This is a genomic window from Klebsiella sp. 141162 (genome assembly GCF_050600755.1).
Taxonomy (GTDB): Bacteria; Pseudomonadota; Gammaproteobacteria; order Enterobacterales; family Enterobacteriaceae; genus Klebsiella; species Klebsiella aerogenes.
Window position 1 is genome coordinate 724,456 of record NZ_JAQIRI010000001.1, and the last position, 18,452, is coordinate 742,907.

General features: G+C 50.9%; 24 protein-coding genes. 22 read left to right on the forward strand and 2 right to left on the reverse strand.

The features are described 5' to 3' along the window. Positions 1 to 211 precede the first annotated feature (211 nt). Positions 212 to 592: a helix-turn-helix domain-containing protein gene (locus PGR23_RS03345; protein WP_032708424.1), complete on the reverse strand. Its 381-nt coding sequence runs from the start codon at positions 590 to 592 to the stop codon at positions 212 to 214. A gap of 107 nt (positions 593 to 699) precedes the next feature. Between PGR23_RS03345 and PGR23_RS03350 the strand changes: the two genes are divergently transcribed. The 17 genes from PGR23_RS03350 (at position 700) to PGR23_RS03430 (ending at position 11,125) form a co-directional block, all read left to right on the forward strand. Beyond that, entirely contained in the window at positions 700 to 915 is a 216-nt protein-coding gene (locus tag PGR23_RS03350) for a helix-turn-helix domain-containing protein (RefSeq protein WP_032707014.1), read from the forward strand. Between the two features lie 2 nt (positions 916 to 917). Beyond that, positions 918 to 1,472 (forward strand): toxin YdaT family protein, encoded by a 555-nt coding sequence (locus PGR23_RS03355; RefSeq protein WP_430915574.1) that lies wholly within the window; start codon positions 918 to 920, stop codon positions 1,470 to 1,472. A 51-nt stretch (positions 1,473 to 1,523) separates the two neighbouring features. Further along, positions 1,524 to 2,507 (forward strand): DnaT-like ssDNA-binding domain-containing protein, encoded by a 984-nt coding sequence (locus PGR23_RS03360; protein WP_430915575.1) that lies wholly within the window; start codon positions 1,524 to 1,526, stop codon positions 2,505 to 2,507. Beyond that, on the forward strand, positions 2,419 to 2,964 hold the full coding sequence (locus PGR23_RS03365) for a replication protein P (RefSeq protein ID WP_430915576.1): 546 nt from the start codon (positions 2,419 to 2,421) through the stop codon (positions 2,962 to 2,964). The genes PGR23_RS03360 and PGR23_RS03365 overlap by 89 nt, the downstream gene beginning before the upstream one ends. Before the next feature lie 13 nt (positions 2,965 to 2,977). Further along, the gene (locus PGR23_RS03370; RefSeq protein ID WP_430915577.1) at positions 2,978 to 3,277 is read left to right on the forward strand and encodes a MarR family transcriptional regulator; all 300 of its coding nucleotides are present in this window, start codon (positions 2,978 to 2,980) and stop codon (positions 3,275 to 3,277) included. Continuing rightward, entirely contained in the window at positions 3,274 to 3,456 is a 183-nt protein-coding gene (locus PGR23_RS03375; RefSeq protein ID WP_430915578.1) for a hypothetical protein, read from the forward strand. Before PGR23_RS03370 ends, PGR23_RS03375 begins: the two co-directional genes overlap by 4 nt. Before the next feature lie 2,003 nt (positions 3,457 to 5,459). Continuing rightward, complete coding sequence (locus PGR23_RS03380) at positions 5,460 to 5,789, forward strand: hypothetical protein (RefSeq protein WP_430915579.1); 330 nt, start codon at positions 5,460 to 5,462, stop codon at positions 5,787 to 5,789. A gap of 151 nt (positions 5,790 to 5,940) precedes the next feature. Beyond that, complete coding sequence (locus tag PGR23_RS03385; RefSeq protein WP_430915580.1) at positions 5,941 to 6,174, forward strand: DinI family protein; 234 nt, start codon at positions 5,941 to 5,943, stop codon at positions 6,172 to 6,174. Positions 6,175 to 6,516: 342 nt separating this feature from the next. Further along, positions 6,517 to 6,909 (forward strand): DNA-binding protein, encoded by a 393-nt coding sequence (locus PGR23_RS03390; RefSeq protein ID WP_430915581.1) that lies wholly within the window; start codon positions 6,517 to 6,519, stop codon positions 6,907 to 6,909. Next, positions 6,906 to 7,109: a hypothetical protein gene (locus tag PGR23_RS03395; RefSeq protein WP_430915582.1), complete on the forward strand. Its 204-nt coding sequence runs from the start codon at positions 6,906 to 6,908 to the stop codon at positions 7,107 to 7,109. Before PGR23_RS03390 ends, PGR23_RS03395 begins: the two co-directional genes overlap by 4 nt. Next, positions 7,109 to 8,140 (forward strand): DUF968 domain-containing protein, encoded by a 1,032-nt coding sequence (locus tag PGR23_RS03400; RefSeq protein WP_430915583.1) that lies wholly within the window; start codon positions 7,109 to 7,111, stop codon positions 8,138 to 8,140. Before PGR23_RS03395 ends, PGR23_RS03400 begins: the two co-directional genes overlap by 1 nt. A gap of 13 nt (positions 8,141 to 8,153) precedes the next feature. Continuing rightward, positions 8,154 to 8,756 carry a hypothetical protein gene (locus PGR23_RS03405; RefSeq protein ID WP_058649396.1) on the forward strand — a complete coding sequence of 201 codons (603 nt, stop codon included), beginning with the start codon at positions 8,154 to 8,156 and terminating at the stop codon, positions 8,754 to 8,756. Positions 8,757 to 9,376: 620 nt separating this feature from the next. Further along, positions 9,377 to 9,781: a putative holin gene (locus PGR23_RS03410; protein WP_048702434.1), complete on the forward strand. Its 405-nt coding sequence runs from the start codon at positions 9,377 to 9,379 to the stop codon at positions 9,779 to 9,781. Continuing rightward, entirely contained in the window at positions 9,778 to 10,074 is a 297-nt protein-coding gene (locus PGR23_RS03415) for a phage holin family protein (RefSeq protein ID WP_047625964.1), read from the forward strand. Before PGR23_RS03410 ends, PGR23_RS03415 begins: the two co-directional genes overlap by 4 nt. Beyond that, positions 10,071 to 10,700: a glycoside hydrolase family 19 protein gene (locus PGR23_RS03420; RefSeq protein WP_430915584.1), complete on the forward strand. Its 630-nt coding sequence runs from the start codon at positions 10,071 to 10,073 to the stop codon at positions 10,698 to 10,700. Before PGR23_RS03415 ends, PGR23_RS03420 begins: the two co-directional genes overlap by 4 nt. Positions 10,701 to 10,707: 7 nt before the next feature. Further along, positions 10,708 to 10,986 carry a hypothetical protein gene (locus tag PGR23_RS03425; protein WP_430915585.1) on the forward strand — a complete coding sequence of 93 codons (279 nt, stop codon included), beginning with the start codon at positions 10,708 to 10,710 and terminating at the stop codon, positions 10,984 to 10,986. Further along, on the forward strand, positions 10,937 to 11,125 hold the full coding sequence (locus PGR23_RS03430) for a hypothetical protein (protein ID WP_430915586.1): 189 nt from the start codon (positions 10,937 to 10,939) through the stop codon (positions 11,123 to 11,125). The genes PGR23_RS03425 and PGR23_RS03430 overlap by 50 nt, the downstream gene beginning before the upstream one ends. A 56-nt stretch (positions 11,126 to 11,181) precedes the next feature. Here the strand turns inward: PGR23_RS03430 and PGR23_RS03435 are convergent, their stop codons facing one another. Further along, positions 11,182 to 11,721, reverse strand: coding sequence for a YfbU family protein (locus tag PGR23_RS03435; protein ID WP_171824626.1), 540 nt, complete (start codon positions 11,719 to 11,721; stop codon positions 11,182 to 11,184). A 292-nt stretch (positions 11,722 to 12,013) separates the two neighbouring features. On the opposite strand from PGR23_RS03435, the gene PGR23_RS03440 reads away from it, so the two are divergent. Genes PGR23_RS03440 through PGR23_RS03460 form a run of 5 tightly spaced genes read left to right on the forward strand, consistent with a single transcriptional unit; the run spans position 12,014 to position 18,431 of the window. Next, positions 12,014 to 12,508, forward strand: a complete 495-nt coding sequence (locus tag PGR23_RS03440; RefSeq protein ID WP_032723211.1) for a DUF1441 family protein — start codon at positions 12,014 to 12,016, stop codon at positions 12,506 to 12,508. Continuing rightward, on the forward strand, positions 12,508 to 14,628 hold the full coding sequence (locus PGR23_RS03445; RefSeq protein WP_430915587.1) for a phage terminase large subunit family protein: 2,121 nt from the start codon (positions 12,508 to 12,510) through the stop codon (positions 14,626 to 14,628). The genes PGR23_RS03440 and PGR23_RS03445 overlap by 1 nt, the downstream gene beginning before the upstream one ends. Next, on the forward strand, positions 14,625 to 14,840 hold the full coding sequence (locus tag PGR23_RS03450) for a hypothetical protein (RefSeq protein ID WP_430915588.1): 216 nt from the start codon (positions 14,625 to 14,627) through the stop codon (positions 14,838 to 14,840). Before PGR23_RS03445 ends, PGR23_RS03450 begins: the two co-directional genes overlap by 4 nt. A gap of 8 nt (positions 14,841 to 14,848) precedes the next feature. Then, the gene (locus PGR23_RS03455; RefSeq protein ID WP_430915589.1) at positions 14,849 to 16,369 is read left to right on the forward strand and encodes a phage portal protein; all 1,521 of its coding nucleotides are present in this window, start codon (positions 14,849 to 14,851) and stop codon (positions 16,367 to 16,369) included. Continuing rightward, a complete protein-coding gene (locus PGR23_RS03460) occupies positions 16,359 to 18,431 on the forward strand; it encodes a ClpP-like prohead protease/major capsid protein fusion protein (protein WP_430915590.1) in 2,073 nt (690 codons plus the stop codon). The genes PGR23_RS03455 and PGR23_RS03460 overlap by 11 nt, the downstream gene beginning before the upstream one ends. Positions 18,432 to 18,452: the final 21 nt, after the last annotated feature.

The following is an 18,452-nucleotide window of genomic DNA, read 5'->3' on the forward strand; positions in this document are numbered from 1 at the left end:
CTCTCTGGTCACCTCATCCGGTGTTTCGTATGCCGCCGGCAGCTACTTCGTGGGCTTCCTGCCTCGATGACGTTTCTGTGTTTATAGTTAAACTCATAATGTGTTTGTTTGTCAACACGAGTTGTGTTTTTGATTTGAGATTGTTGACGGGAAGGAAAAATAGGCACAAAAAAACCAGCCATATGGCTGGTTTGTATGAAATTAGAGTTGATTATTCTTCGGTGCTTTTAAAACGACCACGTAAATATTTTTCTACGTAATCGTCTATCTCCTTAAGACGGACTTGAAACAGATCTATCATCCGTTCTTGTTCAGATTCGGGCAGTTGATCAAACAAGCTGATGAGCCTTCTATGTTGAGGCGTCAGCCATTCCTGCGTGCTGTCCTCTCCGAAAACAAGTTCAGAAGGTGACATTTTTAAGGCCTTAGCAAGCGCAACAGCATCATCAATACCAATGGTTCTACTCGCTGACTCGTAGTTGCCCACACGGGACTGAGCCCACCCGCATATTTCAGCAAGTGCTTTCTGAGATAGTCCTCTTTGCTCTCTGGCTTGTTTAAGACGAGCTGCAATTTGTTCATTCGTATTCATAAAGCGGTTTTACCACGTTGCGTGTTATCACTCAAAAAACATACCGTGTTGACACTCAAACACATACCGTGTTTTAATCTCTTCATCGCTTCTGTGCAGAGGTAAAAATGAACAACATCGCGAAGGAGAGACAGTCTCTCGGACTTACTCAAGAACAACTAGCCTCACTTTTTGGTTGGCGCCAGTCACGAATTTCTAATTACGAAAATGGGACACGAAAACCAACGCTGATTGACTGCCGCCGTATCGTAGAGCAGCTAAACAAGCTAGGGGCTGAATGTACCCTCGATAGTGTTTTTCCACCAAATATGGAGAAGGAATAAGCATGCAGACCATCTCTTTTGAAAATCATACCACGGTGAAGGGTATGCAGTTGAAATCAGAAAATCAGTATTTACCGATGCGCCGCGATCGCATTAAGTGCAGGGCCATTTATACCGCCGTTCAGGAATGGGAGTCCTCATTACCTGGGCGTGCGCAAGACCACGTCGCGCAGCTGGTGGCCGAACAGTGGGAGAAACAAAACGGGCGCGGTATCAGCGTCAATAAACAAAATCTGTATCGCTACCTGAAAAACGAGGGCGGTTCAGAGAAGTACACCAGTTATGTCATCCAGCTTTCGGCGGCGATCGCTGATGCAATGCCGATAGAGATCGCGCGCAAACATGGCCTAAAACATGGCTTAACTGAAACCGAGCTGGTGGCCAATGCAATCAAAGAATGCAGCGAAGCGCACCAGGCCAAGTTACTTGGCGCACCTCTGCAGAAGCTGGAGTGTGAAATACGGGAAGCTGCAATTGCACTTTTTAACATGCTCCCTGCAGATGCGGCGGGACCACTACTGGCGAGTATCAGCGCCGTAGCGCCGCAGTTTTTCTAATCGAGATTTGACAATGACCACCGGCACCAGCTGGTTAATAAGAGGTTTCAGATGGCCCGCATCAGAACAGTTAAACCTGAATTCTGGACAGATGAGAAGGTGGTGGAATGTTCAATTCCAGCGCGTCTCCTGTTTATCGGGTTGTTCAACTTCGCCAACGACATGGGATGCTTTGAGCGTTCGCCAAAACGGTTGAAGATGCAAATCTTCCCTGCGGACGCGCTCGATTGCGAACCACTAATACAGGAACTGATTACTCATGGATTACTCACTGAGTATTCAGTGAATGATGTCTGCTATTTGCAGATTAAAGGTTTCCTTAAGCATCAAAAAATAAACAGACCTTCGGCCTCAAAAATACCTCTTCCGCCAGAATTCACTGAGGCTAAGGCAGGAAAGGAAGAAAAGAGAGCGCCTAATCAAGGAGGGCTCCATGAGGACTCAGTGAATCCTCATGGAGGACTCACTGACGGAGAAGGAAGGGAAGGGAAGGGAAAAGGATCAAACCCCACTCTCTACGCGCACAAGGGAAATGTTTTTCAGGAACCTCAATATTTGCAAGGTCTGGATATTCCGATCGGGAAATTCACTATGCACGACCTTTGGCTGCCGTCAAAGGACTGGCCGAGACTGGCTGCTACCTGGGGAATAGCGCTTCCCGAACCGGCATACCTGCCGACAGAGCTGGCAGAGTTCACCGCGTACTGGAAATCCGAGGGGAAAGTGTTCACTCAGGTTCAGTGGGAGCAGAAATTTGCCCGCAGCGTGATAAATGCCAGAGCCAAATCCAAACCACAACCAGCAACCGGAGGTAACGGCAATGCAAGAATTCAATCAGTTAACACCGCATCCCGGGCAGTCCAGCAAATTCAGGAAGCCAGAAAGCTCTGGGAGAAGCAACGCGGACTTGCTGGCGGCGGATACGGCATGGCGGCTATGGACGGTCATGGGGGAGATATTCTCGAACCGGTGGACCCAGAAGAACGGGGCGGCGCCATCGGATATGTGGATTGCCCAGATTGGATCGATGAGTGATGCCCAGATTACCCTGGTCTGTCGTCAGTGCATGGAGCGCTGCGCCGCGGGTAACACATGGCCACCGGATCTGGCTGAATTCGTTGCGCTGGTTTCGGCGAGCGGAGCAAACCCATTCAACCTGACATCCGAATCTATCATGGCTGAATACAAGCGCTGGCGCAATGAGTCTTATCGGTTTTCGGGCAGCGACAGATACCCCTGGAAACAGGACGTGCTGTATCACATCTGCGTTGAGATGCGCAGAACGGGAGTTGAGCGAAACCTCACGGAGGGGGAACTAAAAAAACTGGCAGAAAAATTACTCACGAAGTGGACGAAGCACCTGGCTAATGGATTCTCGATCCCGCCGATTCGCCGACAGCTTGAAGCGCCGCGACATCTGGCAGGGCCGACACCAGCACAGCTTCTGATGGAAGAGTACAAACGCCGTAAAGCGGCAGGTTTAACCAAGTAAACGAGTTTTGACCATGACCAAAAAAATCAAATCCAAATATCGCAATGAAATAACGGCTTTTGAGTTCCTCAGGGCCAACCCGGATATGACGTCCGGCGAAATAGCCAAAGCAATGGGGCGTAGTGGCAGCTCTGTCAGTGGGCAGGTTAAGCAGCTGGCGGGTACCGGACGAATTGTTCGGACGGGCACTAAAGATGGTTTCCCTACGTGGAGAGTAAACGATATGCCGTTTGGCTGCGGTAATCCGATCAGAATGAGGTTCGAACAACTTCTGCATGCATATCGTTCGAAAGGTGGGGAGTTCGCAGCATGACTGATATCACCCGACTTTTAGTCAGTCTCAAGCGCCGCTCAGCCCATGCAAAAGAGTACGGCCACGACGTTTTGTTCGTAAAGTTAGAAGATATTGATGCGCTGGTAGAAGCGTTGGAGACAAAAGAAGATCAGCGCGCAAACTGGTTCCAGATGGCTCAGAAAGTAGTAGAAGACTAGGTTATAGCTGAGAAGCGCATCATCTGGGATGAAAACGAGTCGTGCATTATCTACCGAGTAGCAAGACGAGAAACTTTTATAGTCCATATTTAATATGCCGATAAATGGAAATAAGTGCTATTAATTATTAAAGAGTGGCTCGTTGAAATTCAATCATATCAAGTGCAATGTGGAGATGATAAAATGGCGTTCAAAATTATTGTTTTAACGTTGTTTACACTTTTCATTGGTAGTGCTTGTGCTGAAAAGACTTCGCTTGAAAGTAAGAGCATAAACAAAGTTACGAAGGTGGCACCTCTTGATTCTTGCTCAAGAGAGGGAGAAAGGAAATGCAATCCTTGTTTCTCTGGGACTAATAGTGTCAGAGGTGGCAGTCATTGGGTTTGCCTAGGGGGGCAATGGCAGCCTGGTTCTCCAGATCCTTACAACTGCGACATCGGAAGGCTATGTAACTAAAGTGTCACAACCCGCTTTGGCGGGTTTTTTTATTCTCTTCGTTTAGCATACTACTTGGATACCTTATAAAAAATTATGCGTAGCCTAAGGTGGGTTTAGAAGTGAAAAATGTTCACAGGAATCTATTGCGAAGGATATTTTTTATAACAAAACTTCGTTATTCATGTTAGATGGAAATGGTATGATTTCGCGCAAATATTTGTTTTAAAAAATTACTACTTGGATGAGAAATGATGACCTGCAGACTGCTAACTGACAAACAGCTCAATGCCCTTATTGTAAAAATACAGGCACATTCAGACGTGATGAGTGAATTAGGATCGGAACAGGAAGCTGAAGAGTCTGGCCAGATCCTGAGTGCATTATGTGAATTGAAGCAGTACAGGGTACTAGCCACGCAGGAGATGAAGTGATGGACCGCGAACTGATGCATCGGTGCCGGTAATTACCGATGGCAGTCAGCATTTCGGGGAAGTAGAGACCACTCTCGCATTTGATTTAGAAGAAATGGAAAAGGCCCGCGATGTCGGGCCTTTGATTAAAATCATGCTTATGGGCGCTGATTTACGTACTCGACGATCGCTTGAACTATCACGACCATCGGCGGTACGATTTTAAAAATTAAGTTGACCATGGTGGCTTCACTTATTTTTTCGTGCCTAGCTGCAAACACCCATGGGCTTGCCTTTGCAGTTTCAGTATCAGTAGTCGCCAGATACATTCAGCACGTTATTGGTTTGGGTGGGGTCTTCGAATCACCAAAAACCCGGGCAAAATATCATATTAAAAATCAGTAGTTAACATACTTAGCGCACACGGGCGGGTCTTTAGCACCTTGATGAATACCGTCCAATTGTTTAAGCTAAGTCCAGTCGCCAGATACATTTGGCACGGAAAATGAGCCGCAAACTCTTCTTCCGCTTGAAAAGCCCGGTCTAATCAGCCGGGCTTTTTCATTTTTACAACAAATCTATAAGTCAGCTTATCTATAAACACTATATGTAGTGATTCATTACGATGAGGTGCTCTATATGGTGAGTATTTTAGTAATGGGAACTTTTGAGTACAAGGGTTGATTTCGACGTTAATTTGAGGTTTCGCAGGCGTAATAATCGCTAAGTGCACGCCGTATAAGGCCTGGAGAAGAAGTCAATAAAACAGAAAAAAAATTAAAATTTGATCGAGTGCTTCATTCATGGAACAAAAAAGCTTAGCCACCTTGGTTCGGTCCTGTAAAGTGGCTTCTTTCCCTCCCTCCTCAATCACAATTTAATGGAATAAACCCTATATCTTGTGTTTCGCCAAAAATGATTGAAGATAATTTTTAAAAACGCCCATGAAATTACCCCAGCGCGATAAATTCTTTGATGTGGGTGGGGTAGCAAATCAAGACTCTTTCTCAATAAAATCTAAGTTCATGTTCATTTCCATAAAAAAATCTATTGAAAACATAGATGTATGATTGCCAAAGGCTACTGGTTGCTTGAGAATTTTCTTTAACAGTATTACTGTATAAATATACAGTAATAATTGTGTGAGGTACTTCTATGGGCTTCCCATCACCAGCTAAAGACTACGCAGAACAGACACTTACTATAAATAGGCTGTGTCAGATTGACGCAAATTGCCGCGTGTTAGAGACGAGCGCGGGTTTCGCCGTTGTTGATGTTTCCCGCCGCCCTAAACAGGGAGATCACGTACTGATTTCTTTCTGCGGGATAATTCAGTTTGTCATTGTTCGCGGTCGCGCACTCATTACTTCAGATGGTGAAGCGATAGAGGGTGACGCCCTGGACGATGTGGACGTGAAGGGTGTTTTAACTTTCCTGATCAACCGGGCAAATCACGTCGAGGAAGACCCGAACCCTGTGATTTAACCTCGGCCCGCTACGGCGGGTTTCGTTTTTTTGGGGAAAACTTCAAGTTAAACATGGGTATGCGATTAGCAAAAAGTGACATCAAGGGCTTGAACATTTCATCTAACAAGTATACTGTTTATTTATACAGTGTTTGCGTAAGGAGCTTATTATGAAAGTGGAAATCACAATTGATCGTCGCAAAAAGCTACCAGAGGGCGCTGTCCCGGCATTAGAGAAAGAGTTGCTGCGGAGGTTTGACCGAAACTTTAACAACTGCAGTTTGATCATTCGCCGAACCGGTACTGATGGTCTGAGTGTGTTTGGTGGGATGGATGGGGACAAAAAGCGGGTGGAGCAAATCCTTCAGGATACCTGGGAAAGTGCTGACGACTGGTTCTATTGAGTAGAGGTCCAGTGGCTGACCTGGTTTATTTTGAGGATTTTGCTGTGGCTAAAAAACAACAAATGCCGAACACCGGCTATGTAGTAATCAGATGCGATGACGGGGTAATTGTTGCCCGTCTCACCTCTTTTCCCGTATGTGAGCGCGCTTTAATGTACCGTCGCGGTGATACTGTTTCGTTTATGCCTCTGCAGTCCGATGAGATCGTGGGGACTCTCTCGCTGTTTTCGCAGATGATTGAAAGAGCAAAGGCCGGAGGGGGTTACCAGATTCCACCGGGCTCTGTTACACTCCCGTCATAGGCCTGAACAACCTATACCTGCTGCGTCACGGAGAGAAACCATGGCGCAAACAAAATTAATATCTGATGCGGAACAGGCTGGCGATCATGTTGATGGTGCCGGTCTTTCTTCATTCCACAACCTGACACCGCGACAGCAGGAAGTTTTTGATCTGCTGGTGGCATATATCAATCAGCATGGCTACCCGCCGACCCTTCAGGAACTGGGCGGGCTTCTCGGCGTTAGCTCACCGAATGCTGTCGCTTTGCACCTTCGTGCGTTACATAAAAAAAACTTCATAAAACTATCTCGCGGTGTTACCCGTGCGATTTCTGTCGTCGGAAGAAAGGAACCATTACTTGCCGTGCAGCTGCTGCAGGAAATGATCGCTGACGAACCTGGGGCGCGTGATCGGGCGCTGGAGTTCCTGCGAGTGTACGAGGCCCGCCCATGAAGAAAAGCTGGTTTCTCCATGAACAACTTTCAGAGTCTCAGGCTCTGGAACTGGCGGAACGCTACCGGAAAAAGAATTGTCCGGTTGAGAAAAGCCTGTCGAGCGACTTTATCTCATGGGAACTCCGTGTGCTGTTGTCGGAATCCAGCAAGCCACCGCGCATTAACAGAACCTTCACACAAAAAATGTGGAGGGACTGATGCGCGCATTACTAAATGTTGATGTTGCCCGGCACCTGGGAATTGTGTTGCTTAAACCCGGGAAAGAGTTGATGCCTTTATTCAGCGGTGGGCGCGTGCTAGTGGAGACTCTGCCAGAAAAAATGAAGGCTCTACCAAGCGGGCGCATTCCTGACGCTGGACAACCTTTACGAGATGATCCTGATATTCGACCATTCTTTATGAAAGAGCGAGTAGTGAGGGCTGCTGGTGGTTTGAATAGTCTCGAATCCTGGTTGCTTAAGAGGGTTAAGCATTGCCAGTGGCCACATTCTGATTATCACCATTCAGAGCTGGTAACGTTCCGGCATTCAACCGGGGCAATCGTCGCATGCTGGCATTGTGATAACGAGCTGAAGTACCAGACCGATCAAACCCTTGATAGGCTGGTAGGTATCAATAACGCAGATCTGATAATCGATGCTGCCCGTATCGCACTGGGATTTGACCCTGAACGCTCCCTGTCACTTGCTGAATTGTGCTGGTGGGCTGTCAGCGTTGGAATAGGGGACGAAATCACAGAAGAGATGGCGCGTCGTTCCCTTCGGCTTAAAGAAGAAGTTTTCCAGTCAGTCTACAAAGAAAGCGAAATCGTCCCATCGGTGCCGGCCACCAGCATTCTTTCCCCGCTTGTTGCTAAGGTTGCCAGGCATCCTGAACCACCAGCCCCGGTAAAACCAGAGGTGCCAGTGGTAGTTGATCCCGTGGCACCAGCCACTTTATTCACCAGACCTAAGCGGATCCGCTGGGTGTCAGATGGTTTTATTTCCTGGGTAAAGACTCAGCCATGTATGTGCTGCGGTCAGTCTGCCGACGATGCTCATCACCTTATCGGATGGGGGCAGGGCGGCGTCGGTACCAAAGCACACGATATTTTTACTATCCCTCTTTGCCGTAAGCATCACCGGACGCTTCATCACGATCCAGTTGCTTTCGAGCGCGAGTACGGCAGTCAGCCGGAATTAATTATTAAATTGCTGGACCGGGCCTATGCGCTCGGCGTTCTGGCGTAAGGAGAAGAGCATGATGACACCACGTCAACGCCGGCTGCAGCGCGCAGGATTAGAAACAGTGGCCGCCGCGCCTCGCAAAAGCTGGTTAGGCCGGTTTACGCCCCTGAATGGCATTCAGTCTGCCTGGATTAAATCACTGCTAACAATATGGGGAGAGAGCATGCGTGGGGGAACAGCTCCCCGAAAGCCCACAGGCCACTCCTGCTGGCGAGGTTTGAAAGGGGACCGCTGGTCAGATAAAGCGCTGGAACGATTTACTGCAGCGATAGAACAGGCGAGGGAAGAGGGATATCGAGGCCAGCAAGCCTTAAACCGAGCACATGCGATTTTATGGCCTCAGCCAGTCATCAGCCTGATAGATTCCGCTATTCATGATGATGATGCCGAATTCGTAGAGCGCTGTGTTCTCGGCGCATTTGAAGCGGCGGATCCGGTTTATCTGGTAGGAGTTAGTTATTACACCACACGCAAAAAAATCTCTGACATAACCCGGGAATTACAGCTGGTGGCCCCGTGGCTAACAGATGGTGAAGCCCGCAAGCGCGTGCGATGGTGCCTGGAAATATTCAGAGCAAAAACATTTCTGTCGGTACGAAAGGGAATTCAGGCTGATTAACAAAAAGTGCTATAAATCCCTTTTGATGTTGAAAATGGGCCAGAAAATTAGATAATTCATTCATGCTTGGCAGAGCTGCGCCACTCGGCAGCGACAAAAGCGACAATTTGACTATAACGAGAACCCCGCCAGTGCGGGGTTTTTGCTTTCCGGCGATATGACAGGGGTATTCGCGAAGGTGCATTGCACCAGTACCCCTGTCATATCGCCGTGTTTAATACAGGGCGCAAGATGTTCGATTACCTACAGTCATTGCCATTCCGGATTCATGATCATTTTGCTGCGATGACGGCGCTGGTCTTCTTTGCAACTATCTTCAAGATGGTTTTTCCTTTCCTTGCGTACCTGATAAATCGTGTCTTTGAGTACAGAAGTTATAAACGCTTCAGAAAAATTGAAGGAATTAGTGATGATCGCGCGAGAGAGGTAGCAAGAAATATCTGGAGGCCAAAATCTAAACCTCCAAAATGGCTATTAGCCTTAATGCGCAAATTGTTCCCCAAAAAATAACTTCATTTTTTTCAAACCGCTTATACACATATGAAGGCTGCCATCCGGTGGCCTTTTTTTATTTCCCCTCAAATTTTCTGAGAGGATCCACAGCAATAAGAGGGGGCAAAATGTCCGCAGAACCAATAACTGCAACGGTAACGGCGGGCGTGGCTGCTGGTACAACCGGAATCACCTTCGCCACGCTTTTTCCAGAGGCTACGCCAGCAGTGATGGTCTGCTCCCTTGCTGGGGCGGCGCTGTATATCCTCAGCTCTGAGGACCATAAAATCTGGAAGCAGATCCTTTTTGCGCTCATTTCGTTTATCGGTGGCATTTACTGTGCCGGTACTGCTTCAGAAATTATCGCCGCCCTTATCAACGCCGGACTGAATCAGCTTAGCCCGCCAGTCACCATCCAGGTATCGCCCGCGATTGGCGCACTGGCGGCTTCAACGGTTTCCGTGACAATTCTGCTGCGCATTCTTGCCCGCTCAAAAACAGGCAATCTGCCCGGAGTGAAGGGGGAAGAATGACGTGGCTGCTGCTGAATTTTCCATGGCTGTTGCTTCACCTTAATGCACTGGCCTGCATCATGATTTCGTTCCGCCTGATGTTTTTCCGTAAACGCAGTATGCGGCGCCGCCGGGTAATGGAGTTTCTGGCCTATGGGCTGATTCTGGCTCCTGCATACACGGCTTTTCGCATCTGGCACGGCGATTATGTGCAGGTCGATTACGGTGAAATCCTCATTAATGTTGTTGTCTGCGTCGCTGTCTGGCGTGCTGGCGGCAATATCGCTCGCATTACAGGAGAGAGCACAACGTGAACCAAACACAATTTCAAAAGGCGGCAGGTATCAGCGCCGGTCTGGCTTCGCGCTGGTTTCCGCAGATTGACAAAGTGATGGAGGAATACGGCATTACCGCTCCGCTTGACCAGGCAATGTTTATCGCACAGATGGGACATGAGTCCACGGGCTTTACCCGGCTGGTGGAAAACCTGAATTACGCGGCTGAAAACTTAGTGCCCACATTCGGCAGGCACCGCATCACTCCTCAGCAGGCCGTTGCTTTTGGCAGAACGGCAACACAACCGGCCAACCAGAAAGCGATCGCCAATCTTGTCTACGGGCGTGAGTGGGGCAAAGAGAAACTGGGGAATCAGGTCCCAGGTGACGGCTGGAAATATCGTGGCCGTGGGCTGAAGCAAATCACCGGCTTGAGTAACTATCGCGCCTGCGGCCGGGCGCTCAAGCTGGATCTGGTGACACAACCTGAGTTGTTGGAAATCGATGAAAACGCCGCTCGTTCAGCTGCGTGGTTCTACGTTTCCCGAGGTTGTCTTCTGCATTCCGGCGATGTTGAACGCGTGACGCTGCTTATTAACGGCGGTAGTAACGGCCTGGATAAACGCCGCGCTCTGTTTAACCTGGCAAAATCGGTGCTGGTCTGAGGTGGTTATGAGCATCATCAAAATGATTTTAGGCGGTATTGCTGCGCTGGTGGCCGTCGCGCTCAGCGGTTTTGTTGCTGGCAATATTCGCGGAAGCGGAAAGGCAGAGGAAAAAGCTAGGCAGCAGCGCACCGAAGAGAATGCAGCGGCGACCGTTGCCGCGGCGGAACGAAAAACGGAAGTCACGAAAGAGGCCAGCAATGTACAGCAGAGTGTTAACCATATGTCTGGCGACGATGTTGATTGCGAGCTGCGTGGCACGTGGAAGCGTCCCGGTGGTGGTTGATACCGCCTGTGACTGGGTAAAGCCAATCTACCTAACCGATCACGATATTGACGTTATGGACAAGCAGACCAAGCGCGACATCCTGGCGCATAACAAAGCGTGGCAGGTGAACTGCCAGCCAACCAAAGACAGGAAATGAAGTTACGGGTAAAAATGGAAAGGCTCTTTCTTGAAGGACCTTGGAATTATTACCTGTTAAATACCATGAGGTGCAAGTCTTAAAACTGAGGATATTTCTTCTGCATTGAGTTTGAACATTCGATTCGGAGCATCGAGTTTTTTATACACCGCCAGCATTTTTGAGTAGTCTTCAATTGTTTCGTTGTGTGTGTTTTCGATGGGCTCTTTCTGCTCAATGTACCGATCAAATTTAAGGAATGCTTCTACGATTGAGAAGTACTGCGCCTCATTATTACCATCGAACCCAGGGATTTGAATGTTGTTGTCAATCATCCTTAATTCAAATCGCTCGGTGAGACTCTGTTGAGTATCTTCAGGTAATTTCCGGATTGCAGCAGATAAACCGCGATACATATTCAAGATATCCACAACGAGCTCACGATCCTGTTTACAAGCTTCTTCTGCGTTAAAGATTGAGTATTTAGCATCAAGGATCCATGAGTTACCTGAGGTAATTGCATATTTTACGAGTTCAGTATCAATTTCAGTTTCAATCCCGAGATGTTTGGCAATGTCACAAAGCAGAATGGTGTCAATTTTATTCCTAATGTCCATATGCGATACCTTTGATTATGGGTACTGAGAGATAGTGTGTGGTTACTATAGCCATGGGAAATGCACAGATCATTACCCTTTTAAAAAAACAGCCCACTGTGATGATAATGAATCGTATTTGCAAAAGGTACTCCTGGCGATTCTGAACACCGAGGGGCTGGCAACACGCGGAAAAAGCCAAATTTTTGCATTTTTATCGTCCATCACCACCACTTCAATTTATTGAAACATCGGGGGAAAAATTTCTCCGGTGTTGAATTTGTTTGTTTTTTGTTCATCACTGGAGCCTTGCATGGACCATGAATTAAAGCGGCTGCAACTTAACGTCAGTCAGCTGGCTGCATTGTCCGGCGTCCATCGTCAGACGGTGTCCGCCAGATTAAAGAATGTCCGTCCGGCAGGTGGCAATGACAGTAACCTGAAGCTGTATGGCCTGACGGATGTTCTTGCTGAGCTGATGAAAATGCCTGCGCCGGTAGCGGAAGGCGAAATGGAACCGCAGGACCGAAAAGCCTGGTATCAGTCTGAACGTGAACGTCTGAAATTTGAACAGGAGGTTGGCGAACTGATCCCGGCGTCTGATGTGGCGCGTGAATTTGCTGAGATGGCAAAAGCCATGGTGCAGGTTCTTGAGACGTTACCGGACATTCTTGAACGTGATTGTGCGCTGAATCCTGCGGCGGTTTCCCGCGTCCAGTCGATTATCGACGATCTCCGTGATGAAATTGCCCGGAGAATCATGAGTGACGAAGAGAAAGCAGAGGAGGGCATCCCGGAGGAGGAATAATGTCGGTACAGGCCACGGCGCTGTCACTTAAAAAGGATACTGGCCAGTTGATTCAGGCACCCCGAAGGATGCCAGTTGCCGAAGCAGTGGCAAAATTTATGCGCGTACCGACGTCCGGTGGTAACTCGGTACCGTGGGACCCGATGGTAGCGCCGTATGTTCTGGAACCGATGAACTGTCTGGCGTCCCGTGAATATGATGCGGTGATATTTGTCGGTCCTGCGCGAACGGGGAAAACTAACGGCCTGATTGATGGCTGGGTGGTTTACAACATTGTCTGTGATCCGTCCGATATGCTGTTGGTGCAGATGACACAGGACAAAGCGCAGGAGCATTCCAAAAAGCGTCTTGCCAGAACGTTTCGCTGCAGCCCCGAAGTCAAAAAATGTCTCAGCCCCAGACGAAATGACAATAACGTACATGACAAATATTTCCTTTCAGGTAGCTTCCTGAAAATCGGCTGGCCCTCCATTAACGTCATGTCATCGTCGGATTTTAAATGTGTGGCGCTGACGGATTACGATCGCTTCCCGGAAGATATTGATGGTGAGGGCGATGGCTTTTCTCTGGCCTCCAAACGTACTACCACCTTTATGTCCGCCGGGATGACGCTGGTGGAAAGTTCCCCCGGTCGGGATATCCGTGACAGTAAGTGGCGTCGCCAGTCACCCCATGAGGCACCGCCAACAACCGGGATCCTGTCTTTATATAACCGCGGCGATCGTCGTCGCTGGTACTGGCCATGTCCGCACTGTGGGGAATATTTTCAGCCGGCAATGGAGGCTATGAACGGCTACCGGGATGAACCGGACCCGGTTAAAGCCAGTGAGGCGGCGCACCTGCTTTGTCCGCACTGCAGCGGCATTATCACCGCCGATAAAAAACGTGAGCTTAACGGCGTCGGGATCTGGCTACGTGAGGGGCAGAGTATTGATCGTGACGGTGATATTTCCGGCGAGCCGCACCGTTCACGCATTGCCAGTTTCTGGATGGAGGGCCCTGCAGCTGCGTACCAGACCTGGGCTCAACTGGTCTATAAACTGCTGACCGCTGAACAGGAATACGAGGCCACGGGCAGCGAAGAAACCCTGAAAGCGGTGATTAACACCGACTGGGGATTACCATACCTGCCGCGGGCAGCCAGCGAACAGCGACGCGCTGATGTTTTGTTGCAGCGGGCGGAGGATTACGGTAAGCGCCTGGTACCGTCTAAGGTGCGTTTCCTTCTGGCGGCTGTCGACGTTCAGGGCGGCAAAAAGCGCCGTTTCGTCGTGCAGATTATTGGCTATGGCGAAAACGGTGAGCGCTGGCTGGTGGACCGTTACAACCTCCGCCAGTCCCTGCGTTGTAATGAGCATGGTGAGGCAGAGCCGATCCATCCGGGGGCATATCCGGAGGACTGGCAGTTGCTGGTCTCCGATGTTCTGGAAAAAACCTATGCGCTGCAGTCTGATCCGGCGCGGCGTATGCCAGTGTTGGCGATGGCTGTCGACAGTGGCGGTGAAGAAGGTGTGACCGATAACGCGTATAAATTCTGGCGCCAGTGCCGGCGTGATGGACTGGGTAAGCGTGTCTACCTGATCAAGGGCGACAGTGCAAAGCGCCAGAAAATCATTACTAAAACCCACCCTAATAATACCGAACGCAGTGACCGCCGGGCAGATGCCCGCGGCGAGGTGCCGGTGTATCTGTTACAGACCGACCTGCTTAAGGACCAGCTCAGCAACAACCTGGACAGGGAAACACCCGGAGCCGGGTATATCCATTTTCCTGACTGGCTGGGTGAATGGTTTTATGAAGAACTGACCTACGAAGAGCGCGGTGTTGACGGTAAATGGCGTAAACCTGGTAAGGGTGCCAACGAAGCCTTTGACCTGTTCTGTTATGCCCACGCCATTGCGGTCCTGCGTGGATACGAAAAAATCCGTGACTGGGAAAAACCGCCAGCATGGGCTGAGACGCAGGATATGAATCCAAATATTTTTGAAGGGGAACGACCCCGGGAGATAACCGTGAAAAATACAAAAGCCGCTCAGTCGGCAGTTCCTGCTGAGCCTGAACAGAAAAAAGAACTGTCCGGCAGCTGGCTGGGGTCTTCCGGTAAGGGAGGCTGGTTGTGACAAAAGAGGATCTCCGAAAAACGCTGATGATGGTGCGGCAGGCCTATCAGGACTCCCTTGACGGCAAAAGTATCTCCTTCACTGGCGTGAACGGTCGCGCCATTACCAATCACGATCCGAAAGCGCTGCGCGAAGAGCTTGATTACTGGGAGCGACGCTGGCGGGCAGCCAACAACCGCGGTGGTTCGTACAAACTCGCAAAATTTCTGTAGGGCGTCTTATGGGCATTCTTGAAAGAACACTGGGGGCCATTTCCCCCGGGTGGGCAGCGGCACGTGCACGGGATCGTCTCCGGCTCAATGCGTATGAAGCGGCAAATCCGTCGCGCCTGCACAAAGCGAAAAAACAAACCCAGTCAGCGGATACCGCTGTTTTTGCAGCGGGTCAGTCCCTGCGGGAGCAGGCCCGGTGGCTGGATGAAAACCATGATCTGGTGATTGGCCTGTTCGACAAGATGGAAGACCGGGTAATTGGTGCCAACGGCATCCATGTCGAACCTCAGCCTCTCGATCTGGAGGGCAATCTTCATTCTGATTTTGCCGGGCAGCTTTCCGCGCTCTGGGCGGAGTGGTCTGTACGCCCTGAGGTAACCGGGATGTTTACCCGTCCTGAAGCCGAGCGTCTGCTGTTACGTTCAGCGCTGCGTGACGGCGAGGTGTTCACGCAACTGGTCAGGGGTAATGTGCCGGGCCTGCAGCATGCCACCTCCGTACCGTTCTCGCTGGAAATGCTTGAAGCGGATTTTGTGCCGTTCAACCTTAACAGCACCGCAGGCCAGCAGATTCGGCAGGGCATCATTGTGAATGACTGGGGGCGTCCCGTCGGGTACCGCGTTTACAAATACCACCCGGCAAACATGACGCGCTTCAGTGCGGAACTGAAAACGATCTCCGCTGACAACATGCTTCACCTGGCACAGCGTAAGCGCCTGCACCAGCTGCGTGGCATCAGTCTGATCCATGGGGTGATTACCCGCCTTTCTGATATCAAAGACTATGAAGAGAGCGAACGCGTGGCGGCACGAATTGCTGCTGCGCTGGGCTTCTATATCAAACGCGGAGATGCGCAGTCGATGGGCGATGAGGGGGAGTTTTCCGCGCCCGGCGGCCAGCGCCATTACGATATCGCGCCAGGCATGATTTATGACGAACTCCGCCCCGGCGAAGATCTCGGCATGGTGGAGTCAAACCGCCCTAACGTCCATCTCTACGAATTCCGCAACGGGCAGATGCGGGCTGTGGCCGCCGGTACACGCGGCAGTTACTCCAGCATTGCGCGCGACTATAACGGCACTTACAGCTCACAACGCCAGGAACTGGTGGAGAGTTTCGAAGGGTACAACGTTCTGCAGCAGTGGTTTGTCGGCCAGCACAGCCGCCCGGTTTACCGGGCATGGCTGGCGATGGCGTTACTGAGTGGTGTCGATGTCCCGCCGGATGTGGATCCCAAATCCCTCTATAACGCGCTTTATCTAGGCCCGGTCATGCCATGGATTGATCCGGGCAAAGAGGCAACTGCGTGGAAAGCGATTGTACGGGGTGGTGCAGGTACCGAGGCGGAGTGGACGCGCGCCCGTGGTCAGAACCCTCAGGAGGTTAAGCGCCAGCGTCTGCGGGAAACTGAATTCAACCGTCAACACGGGCTGGTGTTTGATTCTGACGCCGCCAATGACAAAGGAGCGATGCCAGATGCAACGGCAAAAACGAGCAATACCCGGCATGAGCCGGACGATGATGATTAATCCCCGGGCCAGCCTGGCGGGTGTCGATGCGGCAAACGGCCAGTGCTGGTACGAAATTCGTGCGCTGGCCGCCGGGCGCGTTGAAATATTCCTTTATGACGTGATCGGCGGCTGGGGGATTACGGCCCAGCAGTTCGTCACTGACTGTAAAGAGGCGGGTGTATTTGAGGCCAGTGCGGTGGATTTGCATATCCACAGTCCTGGCGGCGATGTGATGCAGGGCTTTGCCATCTACAACACGCTGTCGCGGCTGAAAGCGAAGGTGGACATCTGGGTGGATGGTGTGGCGGCCAGTATGGCGTCGATGATTGTCTGCCTGCCTGGCGCCACGGTCCATATGCCGGAAAACGCCTGGCTTATGGTTCACAAACCATGGGGTGGTATCGCGGGTGATTCTGACGATATGCGCGACTATGCCGACTGGCTGGACCGAAATGAAGCCCTGATGCTCAGTTCCTACATGAACAAAACCGGACTGGGGCAGGAAGAGCTGGAGGCGATGCTGAAAGCGGAGACATGGCTTAACGGCGCCGAGGCGGTGGAAAAAGGTTTCGCCGATACGCTTGAACCTGAACTGCAGGCCGCGGCCTGTGTGAATGAAAATAAACTGAAGGATTACCAGAATATGCCAGAACACATTAAATCCCTTTTTACGCCGCGAGCTGAAGCTCCTGTGAACCAGCCACAACAGCAGGCTCCGGTTCAGCAACCTGTGCCGGTACAGGCAAACCTTAACCCGCCACAACAGCCTGCGCCGCAGATGGCAAATATCGATATCACTGCGCTGGCTCAGCAACTTCAGCTGCAGATGCAGACGGCGAACGCGGAGCGCGTGAATGCTGTTTCTTCTGTGTTTGAGGCGTTCCCCACCTTCGCGACGCTGAAAGCGGAATGCCTGGCGGACTTTACCTGCAGTGCTGAAAAAGCCCGCGACAAGCTGCTGCAGGCACTGGCAGCAGGCACTACCCCGAGTGCAGGTCCGGGCGCGATTCATCTCTATGCCGGCAACGGTAATCTGGTCGGCGACTCCATCCGCGCTGCGATTATGACCCGTGCCGGGTATGCCCAGTCTGAAAAAGACAATGCCTACAACGGATACACCCTGCGTGAGCTGGCGCGCGCCTCGTTGGTGGATCGCGGCATTGGTATCTCCGGCCACTCGTCACCTCTTGCGATGGTGGGACTGGCGTTTACCCACAGCAGCAGCGATTTTGGCAACATTCTGATGGATGTGGCTCATAAAGCCGCGCTGATGGGCTGGGATGAAGCCAGTGAAACCTTCGACCAGTGGACCCGCAAGGGTACGCTGACCGATTTCAAAACCGCGCACCGCTCAGGGCTGGATTCTTTCCCTACCCTGCGCAAAGTGCGTGCCGGGGCGGAATACAAATACGTCACTCTGAAAGATCGTGGTGAGCCCATTGCGCTGGCGACTTATGGCGAGCTCTTCAGCATCGATCGCCAGACCATCATTAACGACGATATGGATATGCTGACCCGCATTCCAATGGCGATGGGGGGCGCTGCGCGTGCAACCGTCGGTGACCTGGTCTGGGCTGTGCTGACCAGTAACCCAAAAATGTCGGACGGTAAACCGTTGTTCCATGCCGACCACGGCAACCTGGTCTCTTCTGATCTCAGCATCGAAGGGCTTGATGCCGGCCGTCAGGCGATGCTGTTACAAAAATCCGGTGAGCGCCGTCTCAATATTCGTCCGGCCTTTATGCTGACGCCAGTGGCGATTGAATCCCGCGCGAATCAGTTGATTAAATCAGCCAGCGTACCGGGGGTTGATGCTAACAGCGGTATCAATAACCCGATCCAGAACTTTGTGACGGTTCTGTCAGAGGCCCGCCTGGATGACAGCAGTCCGACAGACTACTACCTGGCAGCGGCGCAGGGTCGTGACACCATCGAGGTGGCGTATCTTGATGGCATCGATACACCCTATCTGGAGCAGCAACAGGGTTTCACCGTGGACGGGGCAGCCTTCAAGGTACGAATTGACGCCGGTGTGGCGCCGCTCGACTGGCGCGGACTGGTTAAAGCCACCAAAAAATAACAACCGTCATCTGACGGTTTT

Bases quoted from the DNA above. Each gene is read 5' to 3' on its own strand.
- PGR23_RS03345 (WP_032708424.1), bottom strand. From the start codon at position 592: ATGAATACGAATGAACAAATTGCAGCTCGTCTTAAACAAGCCAGAGAG.
- PGR23_RS03350 (WP_032707014.1), top strand. From the start codon at position 700: ATGAACAACATCGCGAAGGAGAGACAGTCTCTCGGACTTACTCAAGAA.
- PGR23_RS03355 (WP_430915574.1), top strand. From the start codon at position 918: ATGCAGACCATCTCTTTTGAAAATCATACCACGGTGAAGGGTATGCAG.
- PGR23_RS03360 (WP_430915575.1), top strand. From the start codon at position 1,524: ATGGCCCGCATCAGAACAGTTAAACCTGAATTCTGGACAGATGAGAAG.
- PGR23_RS03365 (WP_430915576.1), top strand. From the start codon at position 2,419: ATGGGGGAGATATTCTCGAACCGGTGGACCCAGAAGAACGGGGCGGCG.
- PGR23_RS03370 (WP_430915577.1), top strand. From the start codon at position 2,978: ATGACCAAAAAAATCAAATCCAAATATCGCAATGAAATAACGGCTTTT.
- PGR23_RS03375 (WP_430915578.1), top strand. From the start codon at position 3,274: ATGACTGATATCACCCGACTTTTAGTCAGTCTCAAGCGCCGCTCAGCC.
- PGR23_RS03380 (WP_430915579.1), top strand. From the start codon at position 5,460: ATGGGCTTCCCATCACCAGCTAAAGACTACGCAGAACAGACACTTACT.
- PGR23_RS03385 (WP_430915580.1), top strand. From the start codon at position 5,941: ATGAAAGTGGAAATCACAATTGATCGTCGCAAAAAGCTACCAGAGGGC.
- PGR23_RS03390 (WP_430915581.1), top strand. From the start codon at position 6,517: ATGGCGCAAACAAAATTAATATCTGATGCGGAACAGGCTGGCGATCAT.
- PGR23_RS03395 (WP_430915582.1), top strand. From the start codon at position 6,906: ATGAAGAAAAGCTGGTTTCTCCATGAACAACTTTCAGAGTCTCAGGCT.
- PGR23_RS03400 (WP_430915583.1), top strand. From the start codon at position 7,109: ATGCGCGCATTACTAAATGTTGATGTTGCCCGGCACCTGGGAATTGTG.
- PGR23_RS03405 (WP_058649396.1), top strand. From the start codon at position 8,154: ATGACACCACGTCAACGCCGGCTGCAGCGCGCAGGATTAGAAACAGTG.
- PGR23_RS03410 (WP_048702434.1), top strand. From the start codon at position 9,377: ATGTCCGCAGAACCAATAACTGCAACGGTAACGGCGGGCGTGGCTGCT.
- PGR23_RS03415 (WP_047625964.1), top strand. From the start codon at position 9,778: ATGACGTGGCTGCTGCTGAATTTTCCATGGCTGTTGCTTCACCTTAAT.
- PGR23_RS03425 (WP_430915585.1), top strand. From the start codon at position 10,708: ATGAGCATCATCAAAATGATTTTAGGCGGTATTGCTGCGCTGGTGGCC.
- PGR23_RS03430 (WP_430915586.1), top strand. From the start codon at position 10,937: ATGTTGATTGCGAGCTGCGTGGCACGTGGAAGCGTCCCGGTGGTGGTT.
- PGR23_RS03435 (WP_171824626.1), bottom strand. From the start codon at position 11,721: ATGGACATTAGGAATAAAATTGACACCATTCTGCTTTGTGACATTGCC.
- PGR23_RS03440 (WP_032723211.1), top strand. From the start codon at position 12,014: ATGGACCATGAATTAAAGCGGCTGCAACTTAACGTCAGTCAGCTGGCT.
- PGR23_RS03445 (WP_430915587.1), top strand. From the start codon at position 12,508: ATGTCGGTACAGGCCACGGCGCTGTCACTTAAAAAGGATACTGGCCAG.
- PGR23_RS03455 (WP_430915589.1), top strand. From the start codon at position 14,849: ATGGGCATTCTTGAAAGAACACTGGGGGCCATTTCCCCCGGGTGGGCA.
- PGR23_RS03460 (WP_430915590.1), top strand. From the start codon at position 16,359: ATGATGATTAATCCCCGGGCCAGCCTGGCGGGTGTCGATGCGGCAAAC.